This window comes from Streptomyces sp. NBC_00459, from assembly GCF_036013955.1.
In the GTDB taxonomy this organism is placed as follows: Bacteria; Actinomycetota; Actinomycetes; order Streptomycetales; family Streptomycetaceae; genus Streptomyces.
The window spans coordinates 8,048,172-8,071,973 of record NZ_CP107903.1; the positions used below are offsets into that span (position 1 = coordinate 8,048,172).

20 protein-coding genes and 2 pseudogenes are annotated in these 23,802 nt (G+C 66.3%); 15 read left to right on the top strand and 7 right to left on the bottom strand.

Going from position 1 to position 23,802, the window contains the following annotated elements; genetic code table 11:
• Positions 1 to 82: 82 nt before the first annotated feature.
• Entirely contained in the window at positions 83 to 1,321 is a 1,239-nt protein-coding gene (locus OHN74_RS35460) for an IS701 family transposase (protein ID WP_327700150.1), read from the bottom strand.
• A 148-nt stretch (positions 1,322 to 1,469) separates the two neighbouring features.
• Here OHN74_RS35460 and OHN74_RS35465 point away from each other — a divergent pair, with 148 nt between their 5' ends.
• From OHN74_RS35465 to OHN74_RS35490, 6 genes are all read left to right on the top strand, one after another.
• Positions 1,470 to 2,018, top strand: a complete 549-nt coding sequence (locus OHN74_RS35465) for a hypothetical protein (protein ID WP_327695236.1) — start codon at positions 1,470 to 1,472, stop codon at positions 2,016 to 2,018.
• 258 nt (positions 2,019 to 2,276) lie between these two features.
• Positions 2,277 to 2,858 carry a hypothetical protein gene (locus tag OHN74_RS35470; protein ID WP_327698653.1) on the top strand — a complete coding sequence of 194 codons (582 nt, stop codon included), beginning with the start codon at positions 2,277 to 2,279 and terminating at the stop codon, positions 2,856 to 2,858.
• A gap of 578 nt (positions 2,859 to 3,436) precedes the next feature.
• Positions 3,437 to 4,372, top strand: coding sequence for a hypothetical protein (locus tag OHN74_RS35475; RefSeq protein WP_327698654.1), 936 nt, complete (start codon positions 3,437 to 3,439; stop codon positions 4,370 to 4,372).
• Between the two features lie 63 nt (positions 4,373 to 4,435).
• Positions 4,436 to 5,329 (top strand): IS982 family transposase, encoded by an 894-nt coding sequence (locus tag OHN74_RS35480; protein ID WP_327694926.1) that lies wholly within the window; start codon positions 4,436 to 4,438, stop codon positions 5,327 to 5,329.
• Positions 5,330 to 5,360: 31 nt separating this feature from the next.
• Entirely contained in the window at positions 5,361 to 5,732 is a 372-nt protein-coding gene (locus OHN74_RS35485) for a hypothetical protein (RefSeq protein WP_327698655.1), read from the top strand.
• Positions 5,729 to 5,995 (top strand): hypothetical protein, encoded by a 267-nt coding sequence (locus tag OHN74_RS35490; protein ID WP_327698656.1) that lies wholly within the window; start codon positions 5,729 to 5,731, stop codon positions 5,993 to 5,995. Before OHN74_RS35485 ends, OHN74_RS35490 begins: the two co-directional genes overlap by 4 nt.
• 2 nt (positions 5,996 to 5,997) lie before the next feature.
• On the opposite strand, the gene OHN74_RS35495 is transcribed toward OHN74_RS35490, so the two are convergent.
• Positions 5,998 to 6,177, bottom strand: a complete 180-nt coding sequence (locus OHN74_RS35495; protein ID WP_327698657.1) for a hypothetical protein — start codon at positions 6,175 to 6,177, stop codon at positions 5,998 to 6,000.
• Between the two features lie 565 nt (positions 6,178 to 6,742).
• Between OHN74_RS35495 and OHN74_RS35500 the strand changes: the two genes are divergently transcribed.
• Entirely contained in the window at positions 6,743 to 7,342 is a 600-nt protein-coding gene (locus OHN74_RS35500) for a bifunctional DNA primase/polymerase (protein WP_327698658.1), read from the top strand.
• A 12-nt stretch (positions 7,343 to 7,354) separates the two neighbouring features.
• Here the strand turns inward: OHN74_RS35500 and OHN74_RS35505 are convergent, their stop codons facing one another.
• The gene (locus tag OHN74_RS35505; RefSeq protein ID WP_327698659.1) at positions 7,355 to 7,627 is read right to left on the bottom strand and encodes a hypothetical protein; all 273 of its coding nucleotides are present in this window, start codon (positions 7,625 to 7,627) and stop codon (positions 7,355 to 7,357) included.
• A gap of 446 nt (positions 7,628 to 8,073) precedes the next feature.
• On the opposite strand from OHN74_RS35505, the gene OHN74_RS35510 reads away from it, so the two are divergent.
• The 4 genes and pseudogenes from OHN74_RS35510 to OHN74_RS35530 all read left to right on the top strand — a co-directional run.
• On the top strand, positions 8,074 to 12,444 hold the full coding sequence (locus tag OHN74_RS35510; protein WP_327698660.1) for a peptidoglycan DD-metalloendopeptidase family protein: 4,371 nt from the start codon (positions 8,074 to 8,076) through the stop codon (positions 12,442 to 12,444).
• Positions 12,445 to 12,674: 230 nt separating this feature from the next.
• A protein-coding gene (locus OHN74_RS35520) for an IS3 family transposase (RefSeq protein ID WP_443060327.1) occupies positions 12,675 to 13,927 on the top strand; the annotation gives its coding sequence in 2 pieces (ribosomal slippage) (positions 12,675 to 12,957 and positions 12,957 to 13,927; 1,254 coding nt in all).
• A 16-nt stretch (positions 13,928 to 13,943) separates the two neighbouring features.
• Positions 13,944 to 14,426, top strand: a pseudogene (locus OHN74_RS35525) (transposase); the annotation flags it as partial.
• Between the two features lie 182 nt (positions 14,427 to 14,608).
• Positions 14,609 to 15,423: pseudogene (locus OHN74_RS35530) on the top strand (IS5 family transposase); the annotation flags it as partial.
• Positions 15,424 to 15,443: 20 nt separating this feature from the next.
• On the opposite strand, the gene OHN74_RS35535 reads toward OHN74_RS35530, so the two are convergent.
• Positions 15,444 to 17,636 (bottom strand): recombinase family protein, encoded by a 2,193-nt coding sequence (locus OHN74_RS35535; RefSeq protein ID WP_327695747.1) that lies wholly within the window; start codon positions 17,634 to 17,636, stop codon positions 15,444 to 15,446.
• A 418-nt stretch (positions 17,637 to 18,054) separates the two neighbouring features.
• Positions 18,055 to 18,270: an e9imm peptide gene (locus OHN74_RS35545; RefSeq protein WP_327700387.1), complete on the bottom strand. Its 216-nt coding sequence runs from the start codon at positions 18,268 to 18,270 to the stop codon at positions 18,055 to 18,057.
• A gap of 224 nt (positions 18,271 to 18,494) precedes the next feature.
• Here OHN74_RS35545 and OHN74_RS35550 point away from each other — a divergent pair, with 224 nt between their 5' ends.
• The 4 genes from OHN74_RS35550 (at position 18,495) to OHN74_RS35560 (ending at position 21,722) form a co-directional block, all read left to right on the top strand.
• Positions 18,495 to 19,733, top strand: a complete 1,239-nt coding sequence (locus tag OHN74_RS35550; protein ID WP_443060497.1) for an IS701 family transposase — start codon at positions 18,495 to 18,497, stop codon at positions 19,731 to 19,733.
• A gap of 100 nt (positions 19,734 to 19,833) precedes the next feature.
• Entirely contained in the window at positions 19,834 to 20,952 is a 1,119-nt protein-coding gene (locus OHN74_RS35555; protein ID WP_443060498.1) for a tetratricopeptide repeat protein, read from the top strand.
• 378 nt (positions 20,953 to 21,330) lie between these two features.
• On the top strand, positions 21,331 to 21,504 hold the full coding sequence (locus OHN74_RS42975) for a DUF7848 domain-containing protein (protein ID WP_443060587.1): 174 nt from the start codon (positions 21,331 to 21,333) through the stop codon (positions 21,502 to 21,504).
• The gene (locus tag OHN74_RS35560; protein WP_327698662.1) at positions 21,501 to 21,722 is read left to right on the top strand and encodes a hypothetical protein; all 222 of its coding nucleotides are present in this window, start codon (positions 21,501 to 21,503) and stop codon (positions 21,720 to 21,722) included. The genes OHN74_RS42975 and OHN74_RS35560 overlap by 4 nt, the downstream gene beginning before the upstream one ends.
• Positions 21,723 to 21,975: 253 nt before the next feature.
• Here the strand turns inward: OHN74_RS35560 and OHN74_RS35565 are convergent, their stop codons facing one another.
• Positions 21,976 to 23,478, bottom strand: coding sequence for a recombinase family protein (locus OHN74_RS35565; protein WP_327698663.1), 1,503 nt, complete (start codon positions 23,476 to 23,478; stop codon positions 21,976 to 21,978).
• Positions 23,479 to 23,487: 9 nt separating this feature from the next.
• Positions 23,488 to 23,619: a hypothetical protein gene (locus OHN74_RS35570; RefSeq protein WP_327698664.1), complete on the bottom strand. Its 132-nt coding sequence runs from the start codon at positions 23,617 to 23,619 to the stop codon at positions 23,488 to 23,490.
• Between the last annotated feature and the right edge of the window lie 183 nt (positions 23,620 to 23,802).

A 23,802-nucleotide genomic window follows, 5' to 3' on the forward strand; every position in this document is an offset into this window, starting at 1 on the left:
CGGAACGTCGCCAAATTTGGCACTGCCGTGACCTGTAACGATGACCAAATAGCCAAACTAATACTCCAGCTGTAGATAGCGATCATGCTCTGCTCGCGGCTTGACGGCTGTAGTGGCTGGCCCGGGAACGAGCTTGATGACGCCGTCGCCAGCGGGACCAGCGGAGCCAGTGGTCTGGCTCGTGAACAGGCCGGCTAACCAGGGTGATGAAGAGTCTCTGGATTTCGTTGCAGGTCAACGGGATCAGGTCGTCGGGGCTGGGGCGGAGACGGTGCTCGTCGGCGCGGACGACGGCCAGGAAGGCGTGGGCGAGCATGGCGAGGGTGACCCAGCGGGACCAGGACGTGTAGCGGCGGAGCTGGTGCTCGTCCAGTCCAGCCAGACCCTTTCCTGACTGGAACGTCTCCTCGACCCTCCATCTGGATCCCGCGACCCGCACCAGGACGGTCAGGGGTACCGGCTCGGGTGAGTAGCAGCGGTAGTAGGCGAGTTCGCCGGTGGTGCGGTTGCGGCGGATCAGCAGGTGGCGGTGGCCTGGCGCGGTGCTGGGCAGGTCGATGTGGGCCCAGTCGTAGAAGCGGTGTCCTTTGGCTCCGGCTCCGGCGGACAGCTTCTGCCAGGCCCGCTTGGGGATCTTCTTGGCCAGGATGTCCGCGCGGAACTTCCTGGCCCCGGTGGTGACCTCATGGGTGCGGGCGACCGCGAGCACGTATCCGGTAGCGCGGTCCTCCAGGGCGGCGCGCAGTGTGGGGTTGCCGCCGTAGACCTCGTCCCCTGCCACCCAGGATGTCTGGTGGCCGGAGTCCAGGAATCGCATGATCATGCGGGCGGCCAATTCGGGCTTGGTGGCGAACGCGGTGCTCGGGTCGAGTCCAGCGGCCTGGCAACGGTCGGGTTGGTCGGTCCACGAGCGCGGGATGTACAGCTCGCGGTCCAGTGCGGCATGTCCGCGCCGACCTGCGTAGGCGAGGTAGACGGCGACTTGGGCGTTTTCGATTCTGCCCGCGGTGCCGGTGTACTGGCGCTGGACGCCGACGGTGTGGCTGCCCTTCTTAACGTCGCCGGTCTCGTCGACCACGAGCACCGCCTGGGCGTCGTGCAGGTGCTCGACCACGTAGTCGCGCAGATCGTCGCGGACTGCGTCGGCGTCCCACTTGGCGCGGCTCAGCAGGTGCTGCATGGCGTCGGGAGTGGCCTCGCCGGCCCATTCGGCGATGGTCCAGCAGTTCTTCCGAGGCAGGTCCGCGAGCAGTCCCAGGACCAGGTGCCGTATTCGCCGTCGGGGTTCGACCCGGGCGAACCTGCCCGCGATGCGGTCCATCAGCCCCTCGAAGGCTTCCTGCCAGGGGGCAGCGTCTACGCTGTGACCTGCGGCCACCGCGTGATTGTTTGTCTTCACACACCGATGATCAACGGTGGCCGCACCTACCAGTGCCAGCCGGGCGGCACGGCTCGTCGAAGGAGACGCAGTGCTGGGATTGCTGGGCTTCTACGACGAACTCGACACCCCCTCTGGCCAGCCGAACGGATCGATCCGCGACGCCGTCCGGTCCGTCGGCGAGCCGGACGAGGCGGACCTGGTGGCCTATCTGGACGCCGGCCACGTCCTGATCGACGTCATGGAAGCGGGCCACGACGTGATCACCGGCAGCACCCACCGACACTCTCCGGGATGCTCGTCACTGGTGACCGACGGCACCTGGTTGTGGCGCCAGGACTTCCCGCACTACCTGGAAACGCACCATGTTTCGCTGCCCCAGACGTTCCTCGAACACGTCCGCAGCCTGAACTACCGGATGCCCACCATCGCCGTCGCGCAGTTCGCTCCGCACTACGACGAGACCATGCACCTGGTCGGCTGGGCCTCGGCTGTCCCGTGGCGATCGACTGCGACCACGCTCGTACCTGAACCCCGAGCAGTGACCAGCAAAGCCCAGTTCGACGCGGCGATGCTGGCCCACGACCGGAACCGGCCTCAAGGCAGCTGGGGCAAGCGGCGTAAGCCACGAAAAGCGTAGGCACCAGCAGCTCAAGAGCGATCTACAGCTGGAGTACTAACCGTTAATTTCAATCTCTCTAAGACGCGTTAAGAGAGAAATGAAAATAGCGGTTAGTTTGACACTTTGGCGCGCGGTCTGTCGTGGCCGTCGACGAGGCGCAGGAGGCGGAGCGTAGTCACGACGGGTGACACGTCACATCCGGCCCCAGTTCCCCCATAACTCATGTGTAGGGCAATGCGCGCGTGCGCGATGCCTGCCGACGATGGAGGAACCACTGTGTACGACGACTGTGGCGTGCCCGTGCGCCGACGGACCCGGGGCACGTACGAGGCGGAGGATCTGGATTACCTGGCGCGGGAGATGGACGGCGACGGCGCGCACGTCTCCGCGGGGCGCGTTCCGTGGCGTGGACTCTCGGGCCATGACCCGCTGGACGACGTTCCTGACGATGAGTTCGGTGAGCGGCAGTTCGAGGACTGGGAAGACGCTGGCCTTGACGAGGACGAGCGTCCGCAGCGTCGCAGGCCGTCGGGCAGGGAGGTCGACATCGTTCCGCCCGTGGTGGGTGAGGTGACGGTGACCGTCGACCCCGCGATAGCCGCAGCCTTCGCCGCGCGACAAGCGGAGGCGGAGAAGGGACGCTCATGGGTCGTCGACGGCGGGCGCGTGACGATCGAGGGCGCCATCAAGACATGGTGCGGGGACTGCCTGGAGTGCGAACAGGAGTTCACGCAGCGACGTCCCACGAGTCAGCGTCGACGGTGGCGCCGGCTGTGCAGTGACGAGTGCTTCACGCAGCGGAGGCGAACGGCCGCGCGGGAGCGCATGCGCGTCGTACGGTCGGCCGACGCTGCCTGAGTGTTCGCAGTTACATGTAGAAGGGGAGGGCGCCGCACAGTCGCCCTCCCCACGTCGCGTCGTGAGACCTCCGGTACCCCGAGTGCCTTGCCGTTGAAGGTCCACGCGCCGCGTGACGTCGCACCTCTCCGACGTCACGCAGTAGCCCCCGCTCGCGTCCGTCAGGAGCGCGTCGAAGCACCGGTTCTCCTTCGTTGCCGTGTGCTCCGCGTCGCCACTCCGCGAGCGGGGGCTTTCTTTGCCTTCGATTCGATCGATAGGTCGATGACTCAGCGGATGGAGAGCCGATGCGCGCGACTGACGTGCTGGGCAGGGGGAAGCGCACGTGCCTGACGTGCTTCGAGACCCTGCCCCATGACCTGAACCACTTCCCGGGCGATCCGATGGGACGCGGCGGGACACGCCCTCACTGTCTGACCTGTTGGCGAGCACGACGACGCGATGTGTACGCGCAGAACGCCGACCACGTACGGCACCAAATGCGTCAACGCTACGCAGCACGCGCGGAGTACTACCGACAGGCCCTTAGCCATTCCGGTTAGGGGCCTGAGCTGTTTCTCGACACGAAGGAACTGACCATGCGAGCGAGTACCAACATCGAGCTGACGAAGGCATGGGCGACCGTGCCCGACGTCGCCAGGGCACAGGAGCGCTACGACGCGATTGTCAAGCTGCGTCGCGACTTCCCGCGCGGGGCGACACCCGCGGAAGCTCTGGCGGGCGTTCAGGATGCCGTCATCGCGTCGTTCACGGCCACGGGGAAGTGGCCAACCGACTTCGCCCGTACGGCGAGCAAGGCGCACGCTGACGCCGTGGTGTGGCACGCCGAGATCGTCGCGCTCCGGCGTGCGGAGGACGCGCTGAAGTTCGCCGCGGAGGACACGCGCGACTCGATGGCGCCTGACGTCCTGACGCACCTCGACGGCCGGCTGACGGAGATCCTGTCGGCTGCAAAGGATGCCAGTACGGCCCTGGGTGACGTCACGACGGCCGAACAGGCTATCGACGCGGGTGCGGATGCTCTGGACGCCTGGAGGCGTCTCGCGGGGCTTCTGGGCGACTTCCGCAACGTGCGCAACGCTCAGGCCGACGTCCTCCGCGCAGTCACGTACGGGGACGAACAGGCCCGCATGCGTGTGTGGTTCGCGCAGGGCCACGGAGAGGTGCGCGGGGTTCGTCTGGACGACGTTCCGGAGCACATCCGCAGCGTGATGTGCTCGCACGCCTACACCGTTGAGTACCTGGTCTGGCTCGCGCAGTCTGGGAAAGGCTACGTCCCGACGTCCTTCGACGACCTAGCGGCGGACGTCGAAGCAGCGACGGAACCGCTGGCCTACGACGACCACGGCCCCCTGTACGACTACAGCCCGCGCGTGACGCCGATCCCCGCGCCGCAACCGCCGAAGGTGTTCGCGCACTCCAGCACGCCGAACCTCGACGACTCGAAGCCCCGACCGAGCGCGCCCAAGCCCAACGCGGCCGTCAGCGACCGCGAAGCAACCCCCGTCTTCTAGACGAGTCATTCCGAATGCTGACGGTGTGTCCGGGAACGCAGACAGGGCGTCCAAGATCGTTGTGTGACGAACAACCTGGACGCCCTGCTGACCGCACTGTACGTGAAGATCGACGACGAGATCGGGGGTACCCGGTGGCTGGGCCGGCCGCCGCGGCTGACGGATTCCGAGCTTGTCTGCCTCGCTGTCGCGCAGGCGTTGCTGGGCTTCACCTCGGAGTCGCGGTGGCTGCGGTTCGTGGACTCCCGCCTGGGCGGGATGTTCCCGTACGTGCCCAGGCAGCCGGGCTGGAACAAGCGGCTGCGGGCTGCGTTGCCGTTGGTCAAGAAGGCGATACGGCTGCTGGCCGTCGATACGGACTTCTGGTTCGACAACCACTGGATCGTCGACTCGACGCCGGTGGAGTGCGGTCGCTCGCGTCCGACGGTGAAGCGGTCGGACATGGCCGGCTGGGCCGGATACGGGTACTGCGCCAGTCACAGCCGGTTCTTCTGGGGCCTGCGCCTGTTCCTGGTGTGCACCCCGACCGGGATGCCGATCCTGTGGGCTCTGGCGACCCCGAAGTTGGATGAGCGCGAGGTACTGACCGCGATGCTCGACCGCGAACCCGAGACGGTCACGAACCGGCCGGGGCTGCTGGTGATCTCCGACAAGGGTTTCGCTTCCAGGGAGTTCGAGGCCGATCTGGCCCTGAGGGGCGCTGAGTTGCTGCGGCCGTCGTTCAAGCGCGAGAAGAAACGCAAGGGCGAGTCCCTGCTGAAGTCGGTGCGGCAGTTGATCGAGTCGGTCAACGACACCCTCAAGGGCCAGCTCGACCTGGAACAGCACGGCGGCCGGACCTTCGAAGGCGTCGCCGTCCGCGTCGCCCAGCGCGTCCTCGCGATGGCTGCTGCGATCTGGCACAACCACAAGACCGGCCAGCCGGTCCTACGATCCCTCATCGCCTACGACCACTGATCACATCGGAATGACTCGTCTAGGAGTACCCATGACCGAACTCACCCCCGAGCAGCCACACCCCGCGGTGCTCGCACTCGCCCGACTCCGCGCGGGCCTCACAGCGGGACTGACCGTCGAACAGAGCGCCCGGCTCCAGGGCGTCACCGACGAGGAGCTGACGGCAGACGCGACCGCCTTCGCCGCGGAGCTGGGAGCAGTCAACTCCGCCTCGTCCGCGCCCCGTTCAGGTGGCAATCAGGGTTCCGACGTCGCTACCCCAACCGGTGTCGCGGCCGGCGCTGCCGCGTACCGCGCGAAGCACGGCCTGGATGAGGACGGTCGACGCCCTGAGCGACGTCCCGTGGTCACCGACGGCCGCAACCCCTTCGCCGAACCCACCTACAGCATGGAGACCCGATGACAGCCTTCCCAACGACCTCGACGGCGATGTTCGACGAATACCTGTCGACCATCCGTGACCAGGCCATCGCGCTGAACGGCCAGGCCGTAAGCGTCAACCTGATCGGTGGGCAGACGCTCGCCGGCACCCTGACGTATGTCACCGAGTCCCTCACCGGCTGGCCATCGGGCGCGACTCAGTGGCCCAACGCGCTGACCGTGACTGTGTCGACGAAGGTGCACAAGGTCAGGCTGGACCACGTGAGTTCGCTCGGTCAGGGCTGACGTCACTTCCGCCAGAACCTCCAGAAGTCGGCAAGCGCTCTGATGATCTCGGGGCGCTCCTTGGCTTCAGAGCCGCGCAGGCTCAGAGGCAGGGACACGAGCACGATCAAGGCCAGCACGCCGAACAACAGCACGACCAACCACGGTGCAGCTAGGGCGAGTTCGCCCAGCACAGACCACACGACAAGCTCTCCTCGGCAACGGTGTGTGTACCTGTCGCATTGAGAAGCCTGAGCAACCGCAACGCGACAGGTGTCCTGTCGTTACGCGCCGGGCCGTGGAGCGCGCTGCACCGTTGCGGTGCTGTCGTGGAGGTCCATCCGAGGGACCATGTAGACGGTCGAACTAGCGCTGCATTGCGCAGCGTTGCTTATTGGCCCTACGCGACCGAAGCCACGTCCAGTCAAACGCCCGTTGCGGACGTCTTCGCGATGATCTCGGCTTGCCCGAGTCGTGACGCTGCGGACCGTTGCGGTCTCACGCGCAGCAGCAGCCTACACCCAGGGGGGTGATCCCCTTCGGTTGATCTAGAGAACCGTAAAGGTGCTGGGCCTCGCTGTCTGTACGGGTCTGGGGGATGCCGCCAAGGCGTCCACAGGAGCCGGCTGGAGCCCCGAACTGCGCCCCTCCGGGGTGTCGAGGGGGTCGATTTGGCACACGGGCACACAGGGATTCAGTCCCACAGTTCAGTACATCACTCCAGCTCAGGGCTTGTTTTACCGTTACACGCCCCATAGGATGGGACCCATGAACACACGTCAATGCGAGCACTGCCCGGAGCATCTGGGCGCGAGGCACTCACACCGTGCCCGCTTCTGCTCAACACGTTGCCGTGTTGCTGCGCACCGCGCGGCGAAGAACGACGCGACTCCCCGTGAGCTGACGATCCGCGACAGGTGGATCCGACGCAGCGCGACGAAAGTCCCTCTGACGGCTGGCGGCACGCCAGCCTCGTCGACGGACCCGCGCACCTGGAGCACACACAAGGACGCCGCAACCTCGTCGGCCGGCGTCGGTCTGGGCTTCGTCCTGAGCGACGAGGACAACATCGTTTGTCTCGACCTGGACCACTGCTTGAACCCGCTCACCGGGCGTCTTGCCCCGTGGGCCGCAGCCATCGTGCGCGACGCGGGCGCCACCTACGTAGAGGTGTCCCCGTCCGGCGACGGACTGCACATCTGGGGCCGTGCCGACGTCCGACAGGGACGGAAGATCCGGCGTCCCGACGGTACGGCCGTAGAGATCTACGGGACCGGCCGCTACATCGCAATGACGGGCCGCCGACATGGCTCCTGCCCGTCCATCCTCGCGGACCTCTCCGCGGTGGTTTCCAAGCTGACGGCGTAGGGGCCTGCGCTTCTATCCGGTCAGGGCCGCAGGTGACTCGGGCTCTTCGTCTTCGTGGGCGTCGTCCGTCCACCTGCCGTCGACGGCGTGGCGGTAGCGAGTTGAGTAGCTCATTGACGAGTGAATGGCGTGCACGCTACCTGGAAGCAAGCAGTCGCGGACGGCGTCTTCTGCCGCCGTTATGGCTTGTTCGTAAGCGGCTTTGATCCGTCCCTCGTAGACCTTGCGCTTGTCTATCTGGAACTCGATGTTGATCGTGAGGAGTCGGTCTCGGTCTGCGGCCATGGCTCACCTCTGCGGCGACATCCCCGAGATGACCAGTATGCGCCTACTTGCCAAGTCTGGTACTCGCAGCTAGCCCACGATGGCGTCTGACGTCGAGAGCGCCACAACCCCATAAATCCCTTAGCCCCGGCTTGCGCGCCGGGGTTTTCTTATGCCCTTTGGACGTTCAATGAGACACAACTCAACAGAGTGTGCACGCCCAACGTGCGTTTTTGGCGGTGCGCCAGCGATTACGGAGAGCGGGGTACTGGAGCTTTCCGAATATTGCTCCGATGCTTGCCGTGAATGGCTGGTCAACGCCGTTCACAACGCTCGATGCGAGCCTTCTCGCGCAGTGGAATGCCAGGCGCAACGGCTCCTTCTGATTGCCGAACTCCTCAACCTTCGGGACCAACCGGACGACGTGACGTTCTACACCACGACGACGGCGCCGCTGGAGGTGTCGCATGGCTGCTGACCTGGATATTGTCGGTACAGCGGCCGTCGACATTGTTCCGATCGCCCCCACGTTCCACACGAAGCTTCAGGCGATCGTCGTCCCCTCTGCGGACCGTGTCGGCGACGAGGCCGGCCGCAAAATCGGCGACGCCATCGGCCGACAGATTGCGTTCGCCATCCCCAACGGCATCACGGCGGGTGGCAACGCTGGGCAAACGGCTGCTCGACGTCAAGGAAACGACGTTGGCGGAGCGTTCGCGCGCTCCATCAAGAACCGCCTCGAAATTGCCTTCCGCTCGCTCCCGAAGGCCGACGTACGGCTAGGCGACACAGGGTTCAATGCGGATCTCGCACGGCTTCGTGCCCGCATGGAGACGCTGAGTCGGAAGACGATCGGTGTCGACATCGACGCGGGCGCAGCACTGGCAGAGATCCAGGCGATTGACGCCAAGCTCGCAGCGCTGGGTGCCAACCACACCGACGTCAACGTACGCGCGGACACGGCTTCCGCCCGCGCTGAGCTGGCCGCGATTCAGAAGCAGATCAACGACGTCGACCGTGACGACGTCAACATCAAGGTGCGCGCCAATACGGCGTCAGCACAGGCAGCCATCTTCCAACTGGCAGTGTCGGTCGGGATCCTGGCTGCTCTCCCGGTCATCCCCGTTGCTGCCGCAGGTATCGGCGCCATTGCGTCGGCCGCAGTCGTGGCGACGGCTGGTGTCGGTGCGCTCGCCCTGGCGGCAGTGCCCGCCATCATGGGCGTAACCAAGGTCATTCAGGCGAAGACGGCCGCGGACAAGGAAGCGGCCTCCGCGACGGACAACTCCGCCGCTGCCAACGTGAAGGCTGCGCAGAGTGCCCTTCAGATGGCTTCGGCTCAGGCCGCACTCACCTCCGCACACCGAAACGCTGCCCGATCCATCGCGCAGGCCAACCGGCAGACGGAGGACGCGGAGCGCGCACTCGGTCAGGCTGCTGCCCGCGCCATGGAGCAGCGCCGGCAGGCTGCTCAGCAAGTGGCGCAGGCGGAGCGCTCCCTCGCCGACGTCAAGGACCGGGCGCGTGACGCCGAAGAGGCGCTGACGCAGGCGCGCAAGGACGCCGCACAGCAGCTCGCCGACCTCAACGACCGGCTGTCGGAGGGCCAGCTCGATGAGCGCGATGCGACCCTCCGCGTCACGGAGGCACAGGAGGAGCTGAACCGCGTCCAGGCCGAGTACGACGCTGGCAAGGCGACGGAGCTCCAGCTCGAACGCGCACAGCTTGCCTTCGACCAGGCGACGCAGTCCGCGAAGCAGCAGACGAAGGACTATGCGCAGCTCCAGAAGGACGCGGAGGCGGCGAAGAAGGCAGGCGTCGACGGCAATGACGCCGTCAAGACTGCCGCGGAGCAGCTCGCCGACGCGCAGCAGAACGTTCGCGACCAGACGGAAGCCGTCGCCGAAGCACACCGCCAGGCCGCGCAGGCTCAGGTGGACTCCGCTCAGGCGGTCGCCGACGCTCAGCGCAGGCTCTCCGACGCGGTATCGAACGCCGCTGACACTCAGGTTCAGGCCGCGGAGTCGATCGCCTCCGCGGAACGTGGCATCGAGTCGGCCCGCCTGTCGGGCGTCGACACCACGACGAAGGCCGTCACGAAGGCTGACGAGTACCGTAAGGCACTCGCGAACCTCACTCCCGAGGGACGTGACCTGTATGACGCGCTAGCCGGACCCAGCGGCCTCATTAAGGCGTTCAAGGCGTGGTCACTGGAGCTTCAGCCTGACGTGCTGCCGCTCTTCACGCGGATGGTCAACAGCGCAAAGAACTCCCTCCCCGGACTCTCGCCGCTCGTCCGCAACTCAGCAGACGCCGTTGGCGAACTCATGGACCGCGCGTCGCGGCAGCTGAAGAACCCGTTCTGGACTCGCTTCAAGAAGGGCGTCAACGACAACGCGAAGCCGGCGATCGTCGGGCTCGGTATCGCGTTTGGGAACGTCTTCAAGGGGATGGCGGGCGTTGTCGACGCCTTCTTTCCCCACATGGACAGCATCTCTGACCGGATGCAGACCATCACGGGTCGCTTCGCCAACTGGGGAACTGGACTGAGAGGTTCACCAGAGTTTGAGAAGTTCCTCGACTATGCCTCCGAACGTAGTCCGCTGGTGGGCCAGGCATTCGGCGACATGGCTGAATCCATCCTGGACCTGTCGAAGGCGCTGGAGCCGTTCTCGAAGGTCATTCTTGAGCTCTTGAGCTACGTCTCCGACGCCATAAGCTACGTCGCCGAACACGCGCCGTGGGCAATTCAGTTGCTCTACGGTCTGTGGGTTGCGACGAAGCTGTGGACGATCGCGATGGCGGCGAACCCGATTGGCCTCGTGATTCTGGGCCTCGTCGCACTCGCCCTGGCCGTCAAGTACGCGTGGGATCACTTCACCTGGTTCAGAAACGCCGTCAGGATCACATGGAAGGTAATTCAGACGGTCGCGCAGTACGCGTGGACGAACGTACTCAAGCCTGTGTTTACGGCCATCTGGGAAGCTATCAAGTGGGTTGGTGCGGCAGCAGTTTGGCTCTGGAAGAACATCTTCGAGCCCGTGTTCAGCGGCATCTGGCTTGCGGCCAGGGTCTTTGTGGCTGTGCTGCTGACGGTCGTGATCACGCCCATCTGGCTCGCCATCCAAGCGCTCGGATTTATCGCGTGGTGGCTCTGGACTGACGGCTTCAAGCCGATGTTCGAGGCCATAGCGACCATGGCACTGTGGGTGTGGCAGAAGGTTCTTGAGCCTGTCTTCGGATTCATCTGGGACGGCATCAAGCTCCTCGGTGCTGCGTTCGTCTGGCTCTATGACCACGCTGTCGCACCATCCCTCGGATGGATCGCGACGAAGGCGAAGTGGTTGTGGAGGAACGCCCTGGCTCCTGCCTTCGGTTGGATCTGGGACGGGATGAAGTGGCTCGGTGGCGGCTTCAAGTCGCTGTACGACCACACTGTCCGACCCGTATTCGACTGGATTGCGGACAAGGCTGACTGGCTCTGGGAAAAGGGAATCCGCCCCGCGTTCGACCGCATCAAGGACGGCGTCGGCCTCGTTGGTGATGCCTTCAATGACGCGAAGAAGGCGATCAAGAGCACATGGGACGCCGTGGCCGGCGTCGTGGCTAAGCCGATCAACTGGGTCGTCGACTTCGTGTACACGAAGGGCATCAAAGCCGTCTGGGACAAGGTTGCGACGTACGTAGGCCTCGACCCGCTTCCTAAGGCTCCGAAACTCCTCGACGCCCCCGAGAGGTTCGCCGACGGTGGACGGACGAGCGGGGGAGTTCCGGGTAAGGACTCCATCCCTATCCTGGCGATGGCGGATGAGTTCATCGTAAAGCGCAGCAGTGCCCGGAAGATCGGGTTCGACAAGCTCGCCTATATGAACGCCACGGGCGAGATTCCGCGCTTTGCCGATGGCGGCATTGTCGGTGCGCTCTCCGGAGCGTGGGACTGGACCAGGGACACCGTCAGCGGCGCCGTCTCGACGGGCATCGATTGGGCGAAGACGGGCGTCGATCTGCTCGCCAACCCGGGCAAGATCTGGGACAAGCTGATGAAGCCTCTCCTCGACGGCATCCGCGGACACCTCGACGTCGGCCAGTTCGGCGCGATGCTCGCGAAGGTCCCCGCCAAGATGATCGGTGGCCTCCGGGACAAGATCGTCAATGCTGCCTCGTCCGTGTTCTCCGGTGGGGGCGCAGGAGGCGGGACAGCGTCACTCGGCAACGGCCAGTGGGCCCGTCCGGTCAACGCCCCGTTCGGCACTCGGTTCGGCGTGGCCGGCTCGATGTGGTCCAGCGGTCATCACACGGGGCTCGACTTCCCTGCCGCGACGGGGACCCCGGCCCACGCCGTCGACGTCGGTCAGGTCATCAGTGCTGTGAGCGGCGGACCGTACGGCAACCACATCGAGATCAGTCACGGTGGCGGGTTGTCCTCGCTGTACGCCCACCTCTCCCGAATCGGAGCATCCGTCGGCCAGGCCGTGACGCGCGGGCAGACGATCGGCGCCGTCGGTGCGACGGGCAACGTCACCGGTCCTCACCTCCACCTGGAGGCGCGGCAGAACGGGCGAGCCATCGACCCCATGCCGTTCCTCTACGACGACGGCGGCTACCTCCCGCCGGGGCTCTCCCTCGTCGCCAACGGCACGGGCAAGCCTGAGCCCGTGTTCACCTCGCAGCAGTGGGACACGCTCCGCGCTGCGCGCACGTCGGCGCAGGCTCCGAACGCCACAGTCGAGAGTCACACCTACCTCGGTACGGACGAGATCACGGACATCCTTGATCGCCGCATCGTGGTCCGAGAGCAGCAGACTGCGACGGACATCAACTCCGGTCGATACATCTGATCCCTACACCACACGCACGCGTGGGCCGGCTCCGACATGGAGTCGGCCCTCCCCACGCCCCGCGGCCGACATGGACGCGGGGCGTTCCATTGTTCTTGAGAGGACCGACCATGAACTACATGAAGCCAGCGAAGAGCCAGTGCACTGCCGGGTGTCTGCACTGTGGTGCGCAGCTGACACTGAACCGCTCCGGGTTCGATAGGGACTCGATCATTTGAGAGGATCGAGTCATGGCACGCCCTTCCCCTTACCCCCTTGAGCTGCGCAAACGTGCGGTCCGCATGGTCGCCGAGGTGCGGCCCGAGTACGACACCGAGTGGTCCGCGATGAAGGCGGTCGCCGCCAAGCTGGGGATCGGGACGACCGAGACGCTGCGCAAGTGGGTCCGCCAGGACCAGATCGACAACGGAGCCCGGCCGGGGACCACGACAGAGGAGTCCGCGCAGGTCAAGGCGATGAAGAAGGAAATCGCCGAACTCAGGCGGGCGAACGAGATCTTGAAGGCGGCGGCGAGTTTCTTCGCGGCCGAGCTCGACCGGCCACACACGCGCTCGTAGCGTTCATCGACGAGCACAAGGGCCGCTTCGGCGGTGTCGAGCCGATCTGCCGCGTGCTCACCCAGCACGGCTGCAAGATCGCCCCTTCCACCTACTACGCCTGCAAGAAACGCCAGTTGGCGCCCTCGCCGCGGTCCGTGCGGGACGAGGGGCTCAAGGAACAGATCAAGGAGGTCTACGAGGCCAACTACCGTGTCTACGGTGCGAGGAAGGTCTGGCGCCAGCTGAACCGCCAGGGCCAGAAAGTGGCCCGCTGCACGGTCGAGCGTCTGATGCGCGAGATCGGCATCGCCGGCGCCGTCCGCGGCAAGAAGGTCATCACGACCATGCCGGACCCGGCGGCGGCCAGGGCCCCGGACCTGCTCGACCGCGAGTTCGTCGCACCGGCGCCGAACCGGACCTGGGTCGCCGACTTCACACACGTCGCCGCCTGGGCGGGCGTCGTCTATGTCGCCTTTATCGTGGACACCTTCTCCCGCCGCATCGTCGGCTGGTCCGCATCGCTGTCGAAACAGACCCAACTCGTCCTGGACGCCCTGGACATGGGCCTGTGGCAGCGCGACCGAGACGGTCGTCCACCCATCCCCGGCGAGTTGGTGCACCACTCCGATGCCGGGTCGCAATACACATCATTTCGCCTCGCCGAACACCTGGACTCGGTCCGGATCGCGGCCTCGATCGGGTCGGTTGGCGACGCTTACGACAACGCGCTCATGGAGTCGACGATCGGCCTGTTCAAGACCGAGGTCATAAAGCCGCAGCGGCCGTGGAAGACGCTGTCGCACGTCGAGCTCGCCACTGCCGAGTGGGTCGACTGGTACAACCACCGCCGACTCCACGGTGAGATCGGGCACATCCCACCCGTCGAATACGAAGCCAACTTCTACCGAGCAACCACGAATCTCCAGGTCACAGCCAACATCTGAGATCTCTATCGAACCCGGAACGGTTCAAAGGCCACTGCCCCGTTACCGCACCCGGGCGGTGAGTCTGCGTGAACACGTCCTGGCCGCCGGACACGACGGGGCCGTGGCGGTGACCTGGCGCAAGGGCTCCAAAGCCGCCATGGCCTCCCGTTTCGTGTTCTTACGGGTGCGGCTGGCGGGCCGGCGGCCGAAGCCTGCCGCGGACGGTGTCATCGGGCTCGTCCATCTGATCGCCCAGTGGCCCCAGGACGAGACGGAGCCGGTGAAGTACTGGATCTCGAACCTGCCCGCCGACATCCCCGCCCGCGATCTGGTGAGGCTGGCGAAGGCCCGCTGGCGCATCGAGCACGACTACCGGGAGTTGAAAACCAGCCTCGGACTGGATCACTTCGAAGGACGCTCGTTCGCCGGCTGGCACCGGCACGTCACCCTGGTCACCGCCGCCCATCTCTTCCTGACCGAACAACGGACCTGCCCAAAAGCCCCTGCCAGGGCCTGACCCTCTACCAGGCCCTGGACCTGCTCCAACACCTCCTGGCCACCTGGACCGGCATGTGCCCCACCTGCAGACAGCCCACCCCATGGCAGCACTACGACACGACCTAACAAAGCCCTACTAGGGCCTGTCCGCCCGATCATGTGACTGTCTGACTGTCTGACTGTTGGCTCGTTGTGTCAGGCATGGGGCGGGGTGACTTGACGGATGCCGAGTGGGAACGGCTGCGGCCGTTCCTGCCGGTCAGCAACGGGCGTTGTGGCCGGTGGCGGGATCATCGGCAGGTGATCGACGGGATCCTGCACCGAGTTCGGACCGGAGTGCAGTGGCGGGATCTTCCAGAGCGGTTCGGCCCCTGGAAGACCGTCTACGAACGGCATCGGCTGTGGTCGGCCGACGGCACGTGGGAGCGTCTGCTGCAGGAGGTCCAGGCCGCCGCGGATGCCACAGGCGGGATCGACTGGGACATCTCGGTCGACTCCACCGTCGTGCGGGCTCACCAGCACGCGGCCGGTGCCCGCATCGATCCGCCGCCGGCCCCCGCGTCAAAGGGGGCCGAAGAAGGCGAACATCAGCCCGAAACACCGTGGCAGAGCCTCCTCGCCCGCCTGGTGGAGGTGGTGCAGGAGGTGAGGGCCTGGGCCGCTCGCGGGGCGGGTTCACCAGCAAACTCCACCTGAGCGCCGATGGCCGCTGCCGTCCGCTGTCCCTGGTCGTCACCGCAGGGCAGCGGGCGGACTGCACCCAGTTCCAGACGGTGCTGGCGAAGATCCGCGTTCCGCGGGTCGGTCCGGGCCGGCCCCGCACGAAGCCCGACAGCATCGCGGCGGACAAGGGATACAGCAACGGCCCCTGCCGTGAGTACCTGCGGCGCCGGGGCATCCGCCACGCGATCCCGGAGAAGACCGACAGCCAGGCCGCCCGCCTGCGCAAAGGCTCGCGCGGCGGACGGCCACCGGGTTTCGACGAAGCGCGGTACAAGAAGCGCAACACCGTCGAGATGAGCAAGCCGCAGTGCTGTCATACCTGCGGTTCGTCGTCATCGCCTTGGGTTCCTTCCTTGTTCTGGATTATCGTCATCCGCTGGTGGTACAGCCAGGGTTGGCGAGCTCCGTGGCCCCGTGGCAGTTCATGCAGGCGGCGGAGGCGTTCAACTTCGGTGCGGTCGGCGTGGATCACCCAGGACCGGCGCCGGTCGTCCTGCTGATGGGCGGTGACCCAGCCCTTCTTGATCCAGCCGAAGAGCGTGACGCGGGGCATGCCGATCTCGCGGGCGAGATCGCTGGGCCACCAGTCGTCGGGGCCGAGGGGCCGGGCGTTTCGGCGGAGGGTCTGTTCCTGCCGGCTGATACAGCCCAGTTCGCGCAGTAGTTCGCGGACGCCTTGAGCGCCGAAGTGCTCGCGGCGTTTGGGCGGGCGGAAGCCTTCGGCGTTCAGGATTGTCGCGATGACGGGGGCGGCCTGTCCGGCGGCGGCCAGCTCCCGGGCCCGGGCGGCGAGTTGGGGGAAGTAGCTGAGTTGGTCCAGGCGGCCGACTGGGCGGACGGTCGCGCCGTCGGTGCGGTGGCCTCCGGCCCAGGTGATCTGGACGGTGACGCGTTCGCTGTCGTCGACCACGCTCACGCGGACGTTCTCGATCAGGTGCCGCATCAGCTGTTTGCGGTCCGTGTCCGTGGTGGTGGGCGCCCGCCACACCGCCGGGAGGTCGCCGGCCAGGGCACGGATCTGCTCGCGCTCGGCTGCCGTGAGGAAGCGGGGCCGGGCCGCGGCGAAGCGGTCGTACTCCTCGCCGAGTTGCTGCCGCTCGGTCAGCGTGGACTCCCAGTTACGCTCGAGTTCGCGGACGACCAGGCGGTTTTCGGGTTCGGCGAGCTGGTACTGACGCCGGGCCCGGTCGATGGCATAGTCCGCGCGTTCCAGGCGCTGACGCCAGATCCGGTCCACTTCCTGGCGCCGGTGCTGGGCCTGCTCGGCCGCGGCCAGCGACACTTCCAGAGCGGCCGGTGCCATCGCGGCCAGCAGCAGAACGGTGACATAGCGGTCGAGACAGGCACCGGCCAACTGCTGGCACAACTCGCCTCCGTAGTCGGCCTTGACGCGGCTGCACTCGTACTTCGGCCATAGCTTGCCGCCCTGGCCGCGTTGGTAGTGGACGGTCATGCGGGTTCCGCAGCGGCCGCAGTAGATCAGCCCGGCCAGCAGCGCCGGCCCGTCGCGCAGGGCACCCATGCTCAGTGAGCGGGTCCGGTTCGCCTCGATCCGGGCCAGGTTGCGTTCGTACTGTTCAATGCCGATATAGGCGGGCAGAACTGCGGGCAGGTACACCAGCCAGTCCTCGCGCGGCTTGCGGACCCGGCCGGTGCTCGGGCGGCCCGGCACCCGGCGGCGGGGGTCGGTGCGGCTGCGGCCATAGACATAGATCCCCGCATAGGCCGGATGCCGGAGCATGTTCTGGATCACGATCCGGCTGGGCCGTCGCCACACCAGCAGCCCCTTCTCCGGCCCTTCGCGGGTGCGGATGCCCATCTGGATGCCGTGATCGACCAGGAACCGCAGCACCCCGTTGATGAGACCGAGTTCGTCGAACAGGTCGAAGACCAGGCGGACCACGGTCTGCACCTGCTCGTCCGGGTCCTTGACGACCTGGCCGTCCGCGAGCCGGAGATAGCCCACCGGCAGGGGCACCGCTAGCTCGCCGCGACGGGCCTTGCCGATCCGTCCGTTCCACATCCGCTGCTTGATCAGATGCAGTTCGGCCTCGCTGATCGTGCCCTTGAGTCCGAGCAGCAGGCGGTCGTTGTGTCCGGCCGGGTCATAGACCCCGTCCGGGTCGGCGAGCAGGGCTCCGGCCAGGGCGCACAGTTCCAGCAGCTGGTGCCATTCACGGCCGCTTCGTGCCAGCCGGGACATCTCCACGCCGAGGACCAGGCCCACGTGGTCCAGGCCGACCTCGGAGACCAGCCGCTGAAAGCCGGGCCTGTCCACCAGACCGGACGCCGAATGGCCAAGGTCCTCGTCGATCACCAGGACCCGGGACGGCGCCCACCCCAAGTCGACCGCACGCTGGGTGAGTCCGTACTGCAGCCGGGTCGACTCCGCGTGGTCGAGGACCTGCTGCGGAGTCGACTGACGGACATAGACGACCGCGAGACGGTCGAGATGCCGGGGCTGGATCTTGCCCTCAAGCCGTTCCCACGGAGCTCTCACCACCACAGGACTCACCCCCGCCCCGTCCGGCCTCGACCACCATCCGTGTCGTCAGCTCGGCCAGCAGACACACCACCAGCTGACGGCTCAGTTCCGGAACGCTCTCCCACCGCGGCATCTGGGGAGCTCAGCGACGACATCCTCGGACACTCCGACCCACCACCCTCGCCACCACCGACCTGTCGCTCCCGCAACCGCTGAACAACAACAGCGGCACGAAGCAGGGCGTCCACCTCTATGACAGGCACATTCCCCGCCTCAGAGTCGTCTATGTGTGCATTACGGCTTGCTCCTTGAACGGACGATCAACAGGCTGAAGCAGTCCCGGGCCGTGGCCACCCGTTATGACAAGCGCGGCTATGTCTTCCTCGGCACCGCAACCACCGCAGCTCTGCTGATCTGGCTTCGGAGTTGAGTCCCGGCCTCACAAAGCGATCGGCCGATATGCCAGGGCCTGATCGACCACCTCATTAGCCGAAAGGTCCCGCTCCGGCGGCCAGAAGATCAAGCCACTGACGTGCCCAGACGGGCAAGCCAGGGTTCTGTCGAGCCTGTCCAGCCAACCGGCCACCTCGTCATCGGAGGCGCAGCCCGCATCCATGACGCGCTGCACCAGCGCGACTGCCTCCGCGCGGCTCATCTCCACTGCACTCACCAGGCCCTTCCACAACAGCCACCGTAGTGGTCAGTGATCGCCCGGACAGGTCCTAGTACTCCAGCAGTACTTCGTGGCTTGACCTGGGGAAACGTCGAGCGGTGGGAGTGTAGCGGGCGGGAAGTCGTCACGGACGGCTTCTGCCCGCACGCCCCTCGAAGGAGTGCCCCCGACGGCAAGGTCGCCCCGGGCCTGGGAAGCCTCGGGTCGTGATCACCGAACAGGCAGCCGAGACCTGGGACCGCGACCTGGACCACCTCTTCACCGCCATCGGGCGCCACTTCGGCCGTGTCGAACCACGCCGCCACATGCGGGACTACGTGCGCGCACTGCTCGCCCCGGTGGCCCGAAAAAACAGCTGGCAACTTGCCGAACACGCTGGCCACGCCACCCCAGACGGACTGCAGCACCTGCTCTCCCGAGCCCGCTGGAACCCCGACGACATCCGCGACGACCTGCAGACCTACGTCGCCGAACACCTCGGCCGCCCCGACGGTGTACTGATCATCGACGACACCGGGTTCCTGAAGAAGGGCACTACATCCGCCGGAGTCCAAAGGCAGTACTCCGGCACCGCCGGCCGCACCGAGAACTGCCAGATCGGCGTCTTCGCCGCCTACACCACCACAGCCGGCCGCGCCCTGGTGGACCGGGAGCTCTACCTGCCCAAGTCCTGGACGGACGACCGTGACCGCTGCCGCGCCGCCAAGGTCCCCGACGAGCGGGAGTTCGCCACCAAGAACACCCTCGCGGCGACGATCGTCCGCAGGGCGCTGGCCTCGCCGCTGCCGGTCGCCTGGGTCACGGCGGACGCCGCCTACGGACAGGACAACCGCTTCCGCCGGATGCTGGAAACATCCGGCGTCGGCTACGTCCTCGCCGTCCCCAAGTCCCAGTTCTCCCTGGCCGGCCCACGCATCGACAAGGCCTTCGAGCAGGCCCCCGACCAGGCATGGGAACGCCGTTCCTGCGGCGCGGGCGCGAAGGGACAGCGCGAATACGACTGGGCAGCCGTCCAGTTGCGCCCAGTGTCCGAGTACGACCACCAGGACGGCGTGTTGATCCGTCGACGGTGGGCGCTGGCACGGCGCAGCTTGAGTCGGCCGGACGAAATCGCCTACTACCTCGGCTACGCACCGCTGGATGTCGGTGTGGACGAACTGGTGCGCGTCGCCGGCGCCCGGTGGGCGATCGAAGAGTGTTTCCAGGCAGCGAAGAACGAGTGCGGCCTGGACGAGTACGAAGTCCGCCGCTACGTCGGCTGGTACCGGCACATCACCCTGGCCATGCTCGCCCACACCTTCCTCGTTGCGATGAGCGCGCGAGCAGCCGAAAAAGGGGATCCACTGGTGAGGATGCCGTGGTCATCGAGCTCACCGTGGCAGAAGTGCGACGACTCCTGGCAGCTCACACACCCCGAGACCTTCACACCCTCACTCACGTGTTGAGCTGGTCGCACTGGCGCCGACGACGCCAAGCGGTGGCCCGCCGCTGCCACTACCGACGTCGGGGGCACTCCTTCGAGGGGCGTGCGGGCAGAAGCCGTCCGTGACGACTTCCCGCCCGCTACACTCCCACCGCTCGACGTTTCCCCAGGTCAAGCCACGAAGTACTGCTGGAGTACTAGGCGTCGAGCTGACGTCACTCTTGGGTGACCCCCCGGGCGTGCCCTCCAACGGTGAGGCCGACCCACCACAGCTTGTCGCCGTTCGACGCGCTATCTCGCCTCTGCTCTTCGCCCCGCCGCCCGAGCCGCATCGCGCAGAGAAGCTCACGCTCCCGCTGCTGCGGGCCGAGATTGCCGACGCGTGGACGCTGTACCACGAAGCGGAGTTCGGGCGGCTCATGGAAGTTCTCCCCGACATCATCACGGACGCGCGCTTCGCAGCAGCCGTAGGCGGGGATGACGAACGAGCCGCCGGACAGGCGGCGTTGGGCAAGGCGCTTCAGCTAGGCGGACACCTCGCTATCCGTATGGGGAAGACCGACCTCTCCCTTTCAGCGCTGGAGCGCGCCATGAACGCCGCAGTAGCCTCGTCCGACCCGTTGCTCCCCGCCATGATCAGCAACAGCGTTGCGTGGAACTACCAGCGACAGAACCGGCTCGACGACGCAACCAACCTTGCCGTGTACGCCGCGGACAACGTCGAGCGCGAGCACACGACCGACGCGTCCGGCGTCCGCGTGTGGGGCGGACTCTTGATGTCGGCCGCGACGAGCTACGCCAGGAGCGGGCACTACGACCGTGCCGACGAGATGATGCAGACCGCCGAGAAGGCCGCGGGGCGAGTCGCGAAACTGCCAGCCCCAGAAGACGGGCGGCTCGTCTCCGTGTTCAGTAAATCGTCTGTTCGCATCGAGCGTGTTCGCCTGGCCGTCCAGTACGGCCGGCCCGAAGAGGCGCTGACGCTCGCCAAGGGGATGCGGCTCTCAAAGGACACCCCGCCGTCATGGCGCACCTGGCTTCTGCTCGACGTGGCGCGCGCTCACACGGACACGGGGAACGCCGAGGGAGCCGTGAAAGCCCTTGAAAGCCTGCGCCGTGTAGCACCGACATGGATGCGCCATCACACGCTCGCGGTCGCTATCGTGCGCGATCTCTGGGAACTACCGACCCGCCCGCCGGGACTACGTTCGATCGCCGAATTTCTTGGCGTCGCTACTTAGCGTGCCGAGACTAGGACACTACGTCCCTGTTGTCTCTCCCTGCCACACGAAAGCCTGACCTCATCAGCAACTGTTGCGGAGGTGCGGGATGGCGCGGGAGACCACTCTGAGGGAACCGGTTTATCTGTCTGATCCACTTGAGATGAAAGAGCCGGAACCGGTTCGAGGGTGCGACGTGTGCGGAGCTTGCGCACGACAATGGAAGGAAGCGTCCAACCCCAACAGCTCGGCCTATGACCCGTCGCATGCAACGGATCTGGCAGTGGAGATCAAGCGCCATCCGCACCCGCGGCCGAAGAGGGTGCGGCGGTGAACACAGACCCCTTCCCCGACCTGTTCGCGCACCTGGAGATATCGGCCCTGCCGTCGCGCAGGTGGGTGGAGTGCGCCGACTGCATCGAAAACAAGTCGCTCGACGACGGGCGAACTGACCCGCAGGAGTGGGCCGTCGGGCACGTGCTCCTGTACCCGGGACACAAGCGGTACCGGATCGTCAGTCAGGTCGGATTCAGCCTGAATCCGTTGGTTCCGACGCAGCCAGTAGTGCCATGAGCGACGTAGAGGATGCCCCCGCATGTGGCGCCGCGAAGACCTTCCCGGACACCCCGGAGGCGCAAGCTGACGGGTGGGCGGGTGTGACGGTCGAATGCGTCGAGGGGCCCCACCAGGACGCCGACGAGGCGGTCCACAGCGGTCCGGTCGTCGTCGACGGTGAGGCGCGAGCCGTCTACTTCTGGGGTCCCGGATGGCGCCCCATGGGAGACGGTTAGACCCCCTGAGCCCGCGTTCTGGCGCCCCGTGGCGCCGGCGCGCGGTGGGAGCGGCAGGAGTCGGACAGCTGGTGAGGTCGGCCCTCCCGGCTCCTGTACGCGTCCCGAACCCCTCACGACCCGGCTCCATTCTCCCGCGCATGCTGGGTCGTGAGGTTCCCACCCAATCCGCTCGCCACCCTTCGGCGAGGGCGGGGATGAAGCCCCGTTCACCCGAGTTCCTCAGCCGGAGTGGGCGGGGCTTCTGCGTTCGCTACGCGCAGTCCGACGTGGGGCTTTCCTCGCGCCAAACAGTCTGAATGCGATCAGGGTCGACAATCTTGTGACCCCGTTTTCCGGGGAGGATCGTGATCTCCTGGAATGCATCCTCCAGAAGTTCGCGGCGGTCGTCGACGAGGGCGTCACGCCAGTACTCACCCATGGTCTGTCCAGTGGCGACCATCTCTGTCCGCCAGGCAGGTTCGGCAGAGGACAGCTCGCCACGGCGGACTTGGAGCCGTTGGAGCTTTGCGAAAGCATCCGCGTCCGCGTGCGTCGCTAGGTCTGCCAGGGTCTCCCTGATTTCCGCCTCCACGGAGGCCAGCTCATCCACGTCGGACACGATTGTCCGCTCTACGTACATGGGCATGGCGGAGACAACGGAGAGGTAGCGTTTGGTCACGATGGCCTCAGCCTGAGTGGCGCTGACGCTCACGGGTGACTCGCAGGTCCCGCCTTGGCTTCGTGTAACGCAGCGGTAGCCGACTTGAGGGTCTGGGTTTTGGGTCCGCGACTTTCGATGGTGTACCTGCATCGTGCCCTCGCAACCTGGGCAAGTCAGGAGGGTTGACAAGAGGCGCGCGGGGCGACGCCCTCCCGAGTAAGGGGCGTCCGGACTGGGCGCAAGCACCGCACGGATAGCAGTCACCTCAGCGGGCGTCAGGATTGCTGGCCAGGGGGACAGGATGTTGCCCTCGTCGTCGCGGATCGGCCGACCGTTGCTGACTGCGACGCCCATCACGTGGTCACCTGTGAGTACCTTCGTCAGCGTCTGCCTCGTCCACTCCTTGGCTCGACGTGGCTTGACTCCTGCGGCGTTCAGCCGGCGCGCGACACGATTCAGCGGAACGGGGTCCGCCGTCAGGAGCGCTTCCGCCGCAGCCCTGACGTGGCGTGCCTCCTCCGGTTCGATGGCCAGGACCCAACCACGAGGTTTGCCCTCGTCGTTCAACTCCGGGTTGGGCACGGCTTTGTAGCCGAAGGGCGGGGTGCCTCCTCCCCAGCGGCCTGCGCGTCGGAGTCGTCGAGCGCGGTCTCGTGAACGCTGACGGATTCGCTCGCGTTCGGCGCGGCCCACTTCGGCCTGAATCACGAAGCGGAATCGGAACCCGTCACCGTGGAGGGAGTCGAGTCCGTTGCAGTCGACGAGCCGTACGGGCCGGTGCGATGGTCGACCGGTGGCAGGGTCCTTACCCTCTACGACGTCGAGGATGGACGCCGCGACGTTGAGCCCCTCGCGCGTCAGGCGGTCGGTTACCGGGTTGACCAGCACTTCGCAACGACCCTGTCGGGCGTCGTTCAGCCAGGCTTGGAACTCGTCGCGGTCGCGGAAGCCGCCCGACTTACCGTCGTCGACGTGCACGGGCTCCAAAACCTCTAGCCCTTCACGGTCACAGAGGGCCCGCATATCCGCGATCATGCCGTCCAGGGACGTGTTTCCGGCGTCCGCGGCTACCGACAAGCGGGCGTACAGGCTGGCCCTCTGGCGTTTGGTCATGCAGCCATGCTAGCTGCCCTGATGTGTGTCTGGTGGCAGTTTCGATGAGTCGAAGGTACGTGTGGTCACCGCGTCCGCGCCGAACAGCGCGGCGTCGGTCCGGCCGGAGTCGGACTCCACTGTGAGGTTCTCCCAGCGCATGACACCTCCTCGGTAGCACTGACCACAGAATAGAACACATGTTCCCTTGATCGTGCGATCGTATGTTCGAGTGTTGTGAAGCTCCTGGGCGGTGCCCCTGCCGGACCCCTTGCGGGACCCCGATTTGGGCGGCCGGGCGGCGGGGTGGTTGGCTGAGCGCGACCCACCGAAGAACCAGCTGCT

What these genes read in the sequence shown, in the direction of transcription:
- OHN74_RS35460 (WP_327700150.1), bottom strand. Translation starts at nt 1,321, where the DNA reads ATGGACCGCATCGCGGGCAGGTTCGCCCGGGTCGAACCCCGACGGCGA.
- OHN74_RS35475 (WP_327698654.1), top strand. Translation starts at nt 3,437, where the DNA reads ATGCGAGCGAGTACCAACATCGAGCTGACGAAGGCATGGGCGACCGTG.
- OHN74_RS35485 (WP_327698655.1), top strand. Translation starts at nt 5,361, where the DNA reads ATGACCGAACTCACCCCCGAGCAGCCACACCCCGCGGTGCTCGCACTC.
- OHN74_RS35490 (WP_327698656.1), top strand. Translation starts at nt 5,729, where the DNA reads ATGACAGCCTTCCCAACGACCTCGACGGCGATGTTCGACGAATACCTG.
- OHN74_RS35500 (WP_327698658.1), top strand. Translation starts at nt 6,743, where the DNA reads ATGAACACACGTCAATGCGAGCACTGCCCGGAGCATCTGGGCGCGAGG.
- OHN74_RS35505 (WP_327698659.1), bottom strand. Translation starts at nt 7,627, where the DNA reads ATGGCCGCAGACCGAGACCGACTCCTCACGATCAACATCGAGTTCCAG.
- OHN74_RS35510 (WP_327698660.1), top strand. Translation starts at nt 8,074, where the DNA reads ATGGCTGCTGACCTGGATATTGTCGGTACAGCGGCCGTCGACATTGTT.
- OHN74_RS35545 (WP_327700387.1), bottom strand. Translation starts at nt 18,270, where the DNA reads ATGAGCCGCGCGGAGGCAGTCGCGCTGGTGCAGCGCGTCATGGATGCG.
- OHN74_RS35560 (WP_327698662.1), top strand. Translation starts at nt 21,501, where the DNA reads ATGAGCGACGTAGAGGATGCCCCCGCATGTGGCGCCGCGAAGACCTTC.
- OHN74_RS35565 (WP_327698663.1), bottom strand. Translation starts at nt 23,478, where the DNA reads ATGACCAAACGCCAGAGGGCCAGCCTGTACGCCCGCTTGTCGGTAGCC.
- OHN74_RS35570 (WP_327698664.1), bottom strand. Translation starts at nt 23,619, where the DNA reads ATGCGCTGGGAGAACCTCACAGTGGAGTCCGACTCCGGCCGGACCGAC.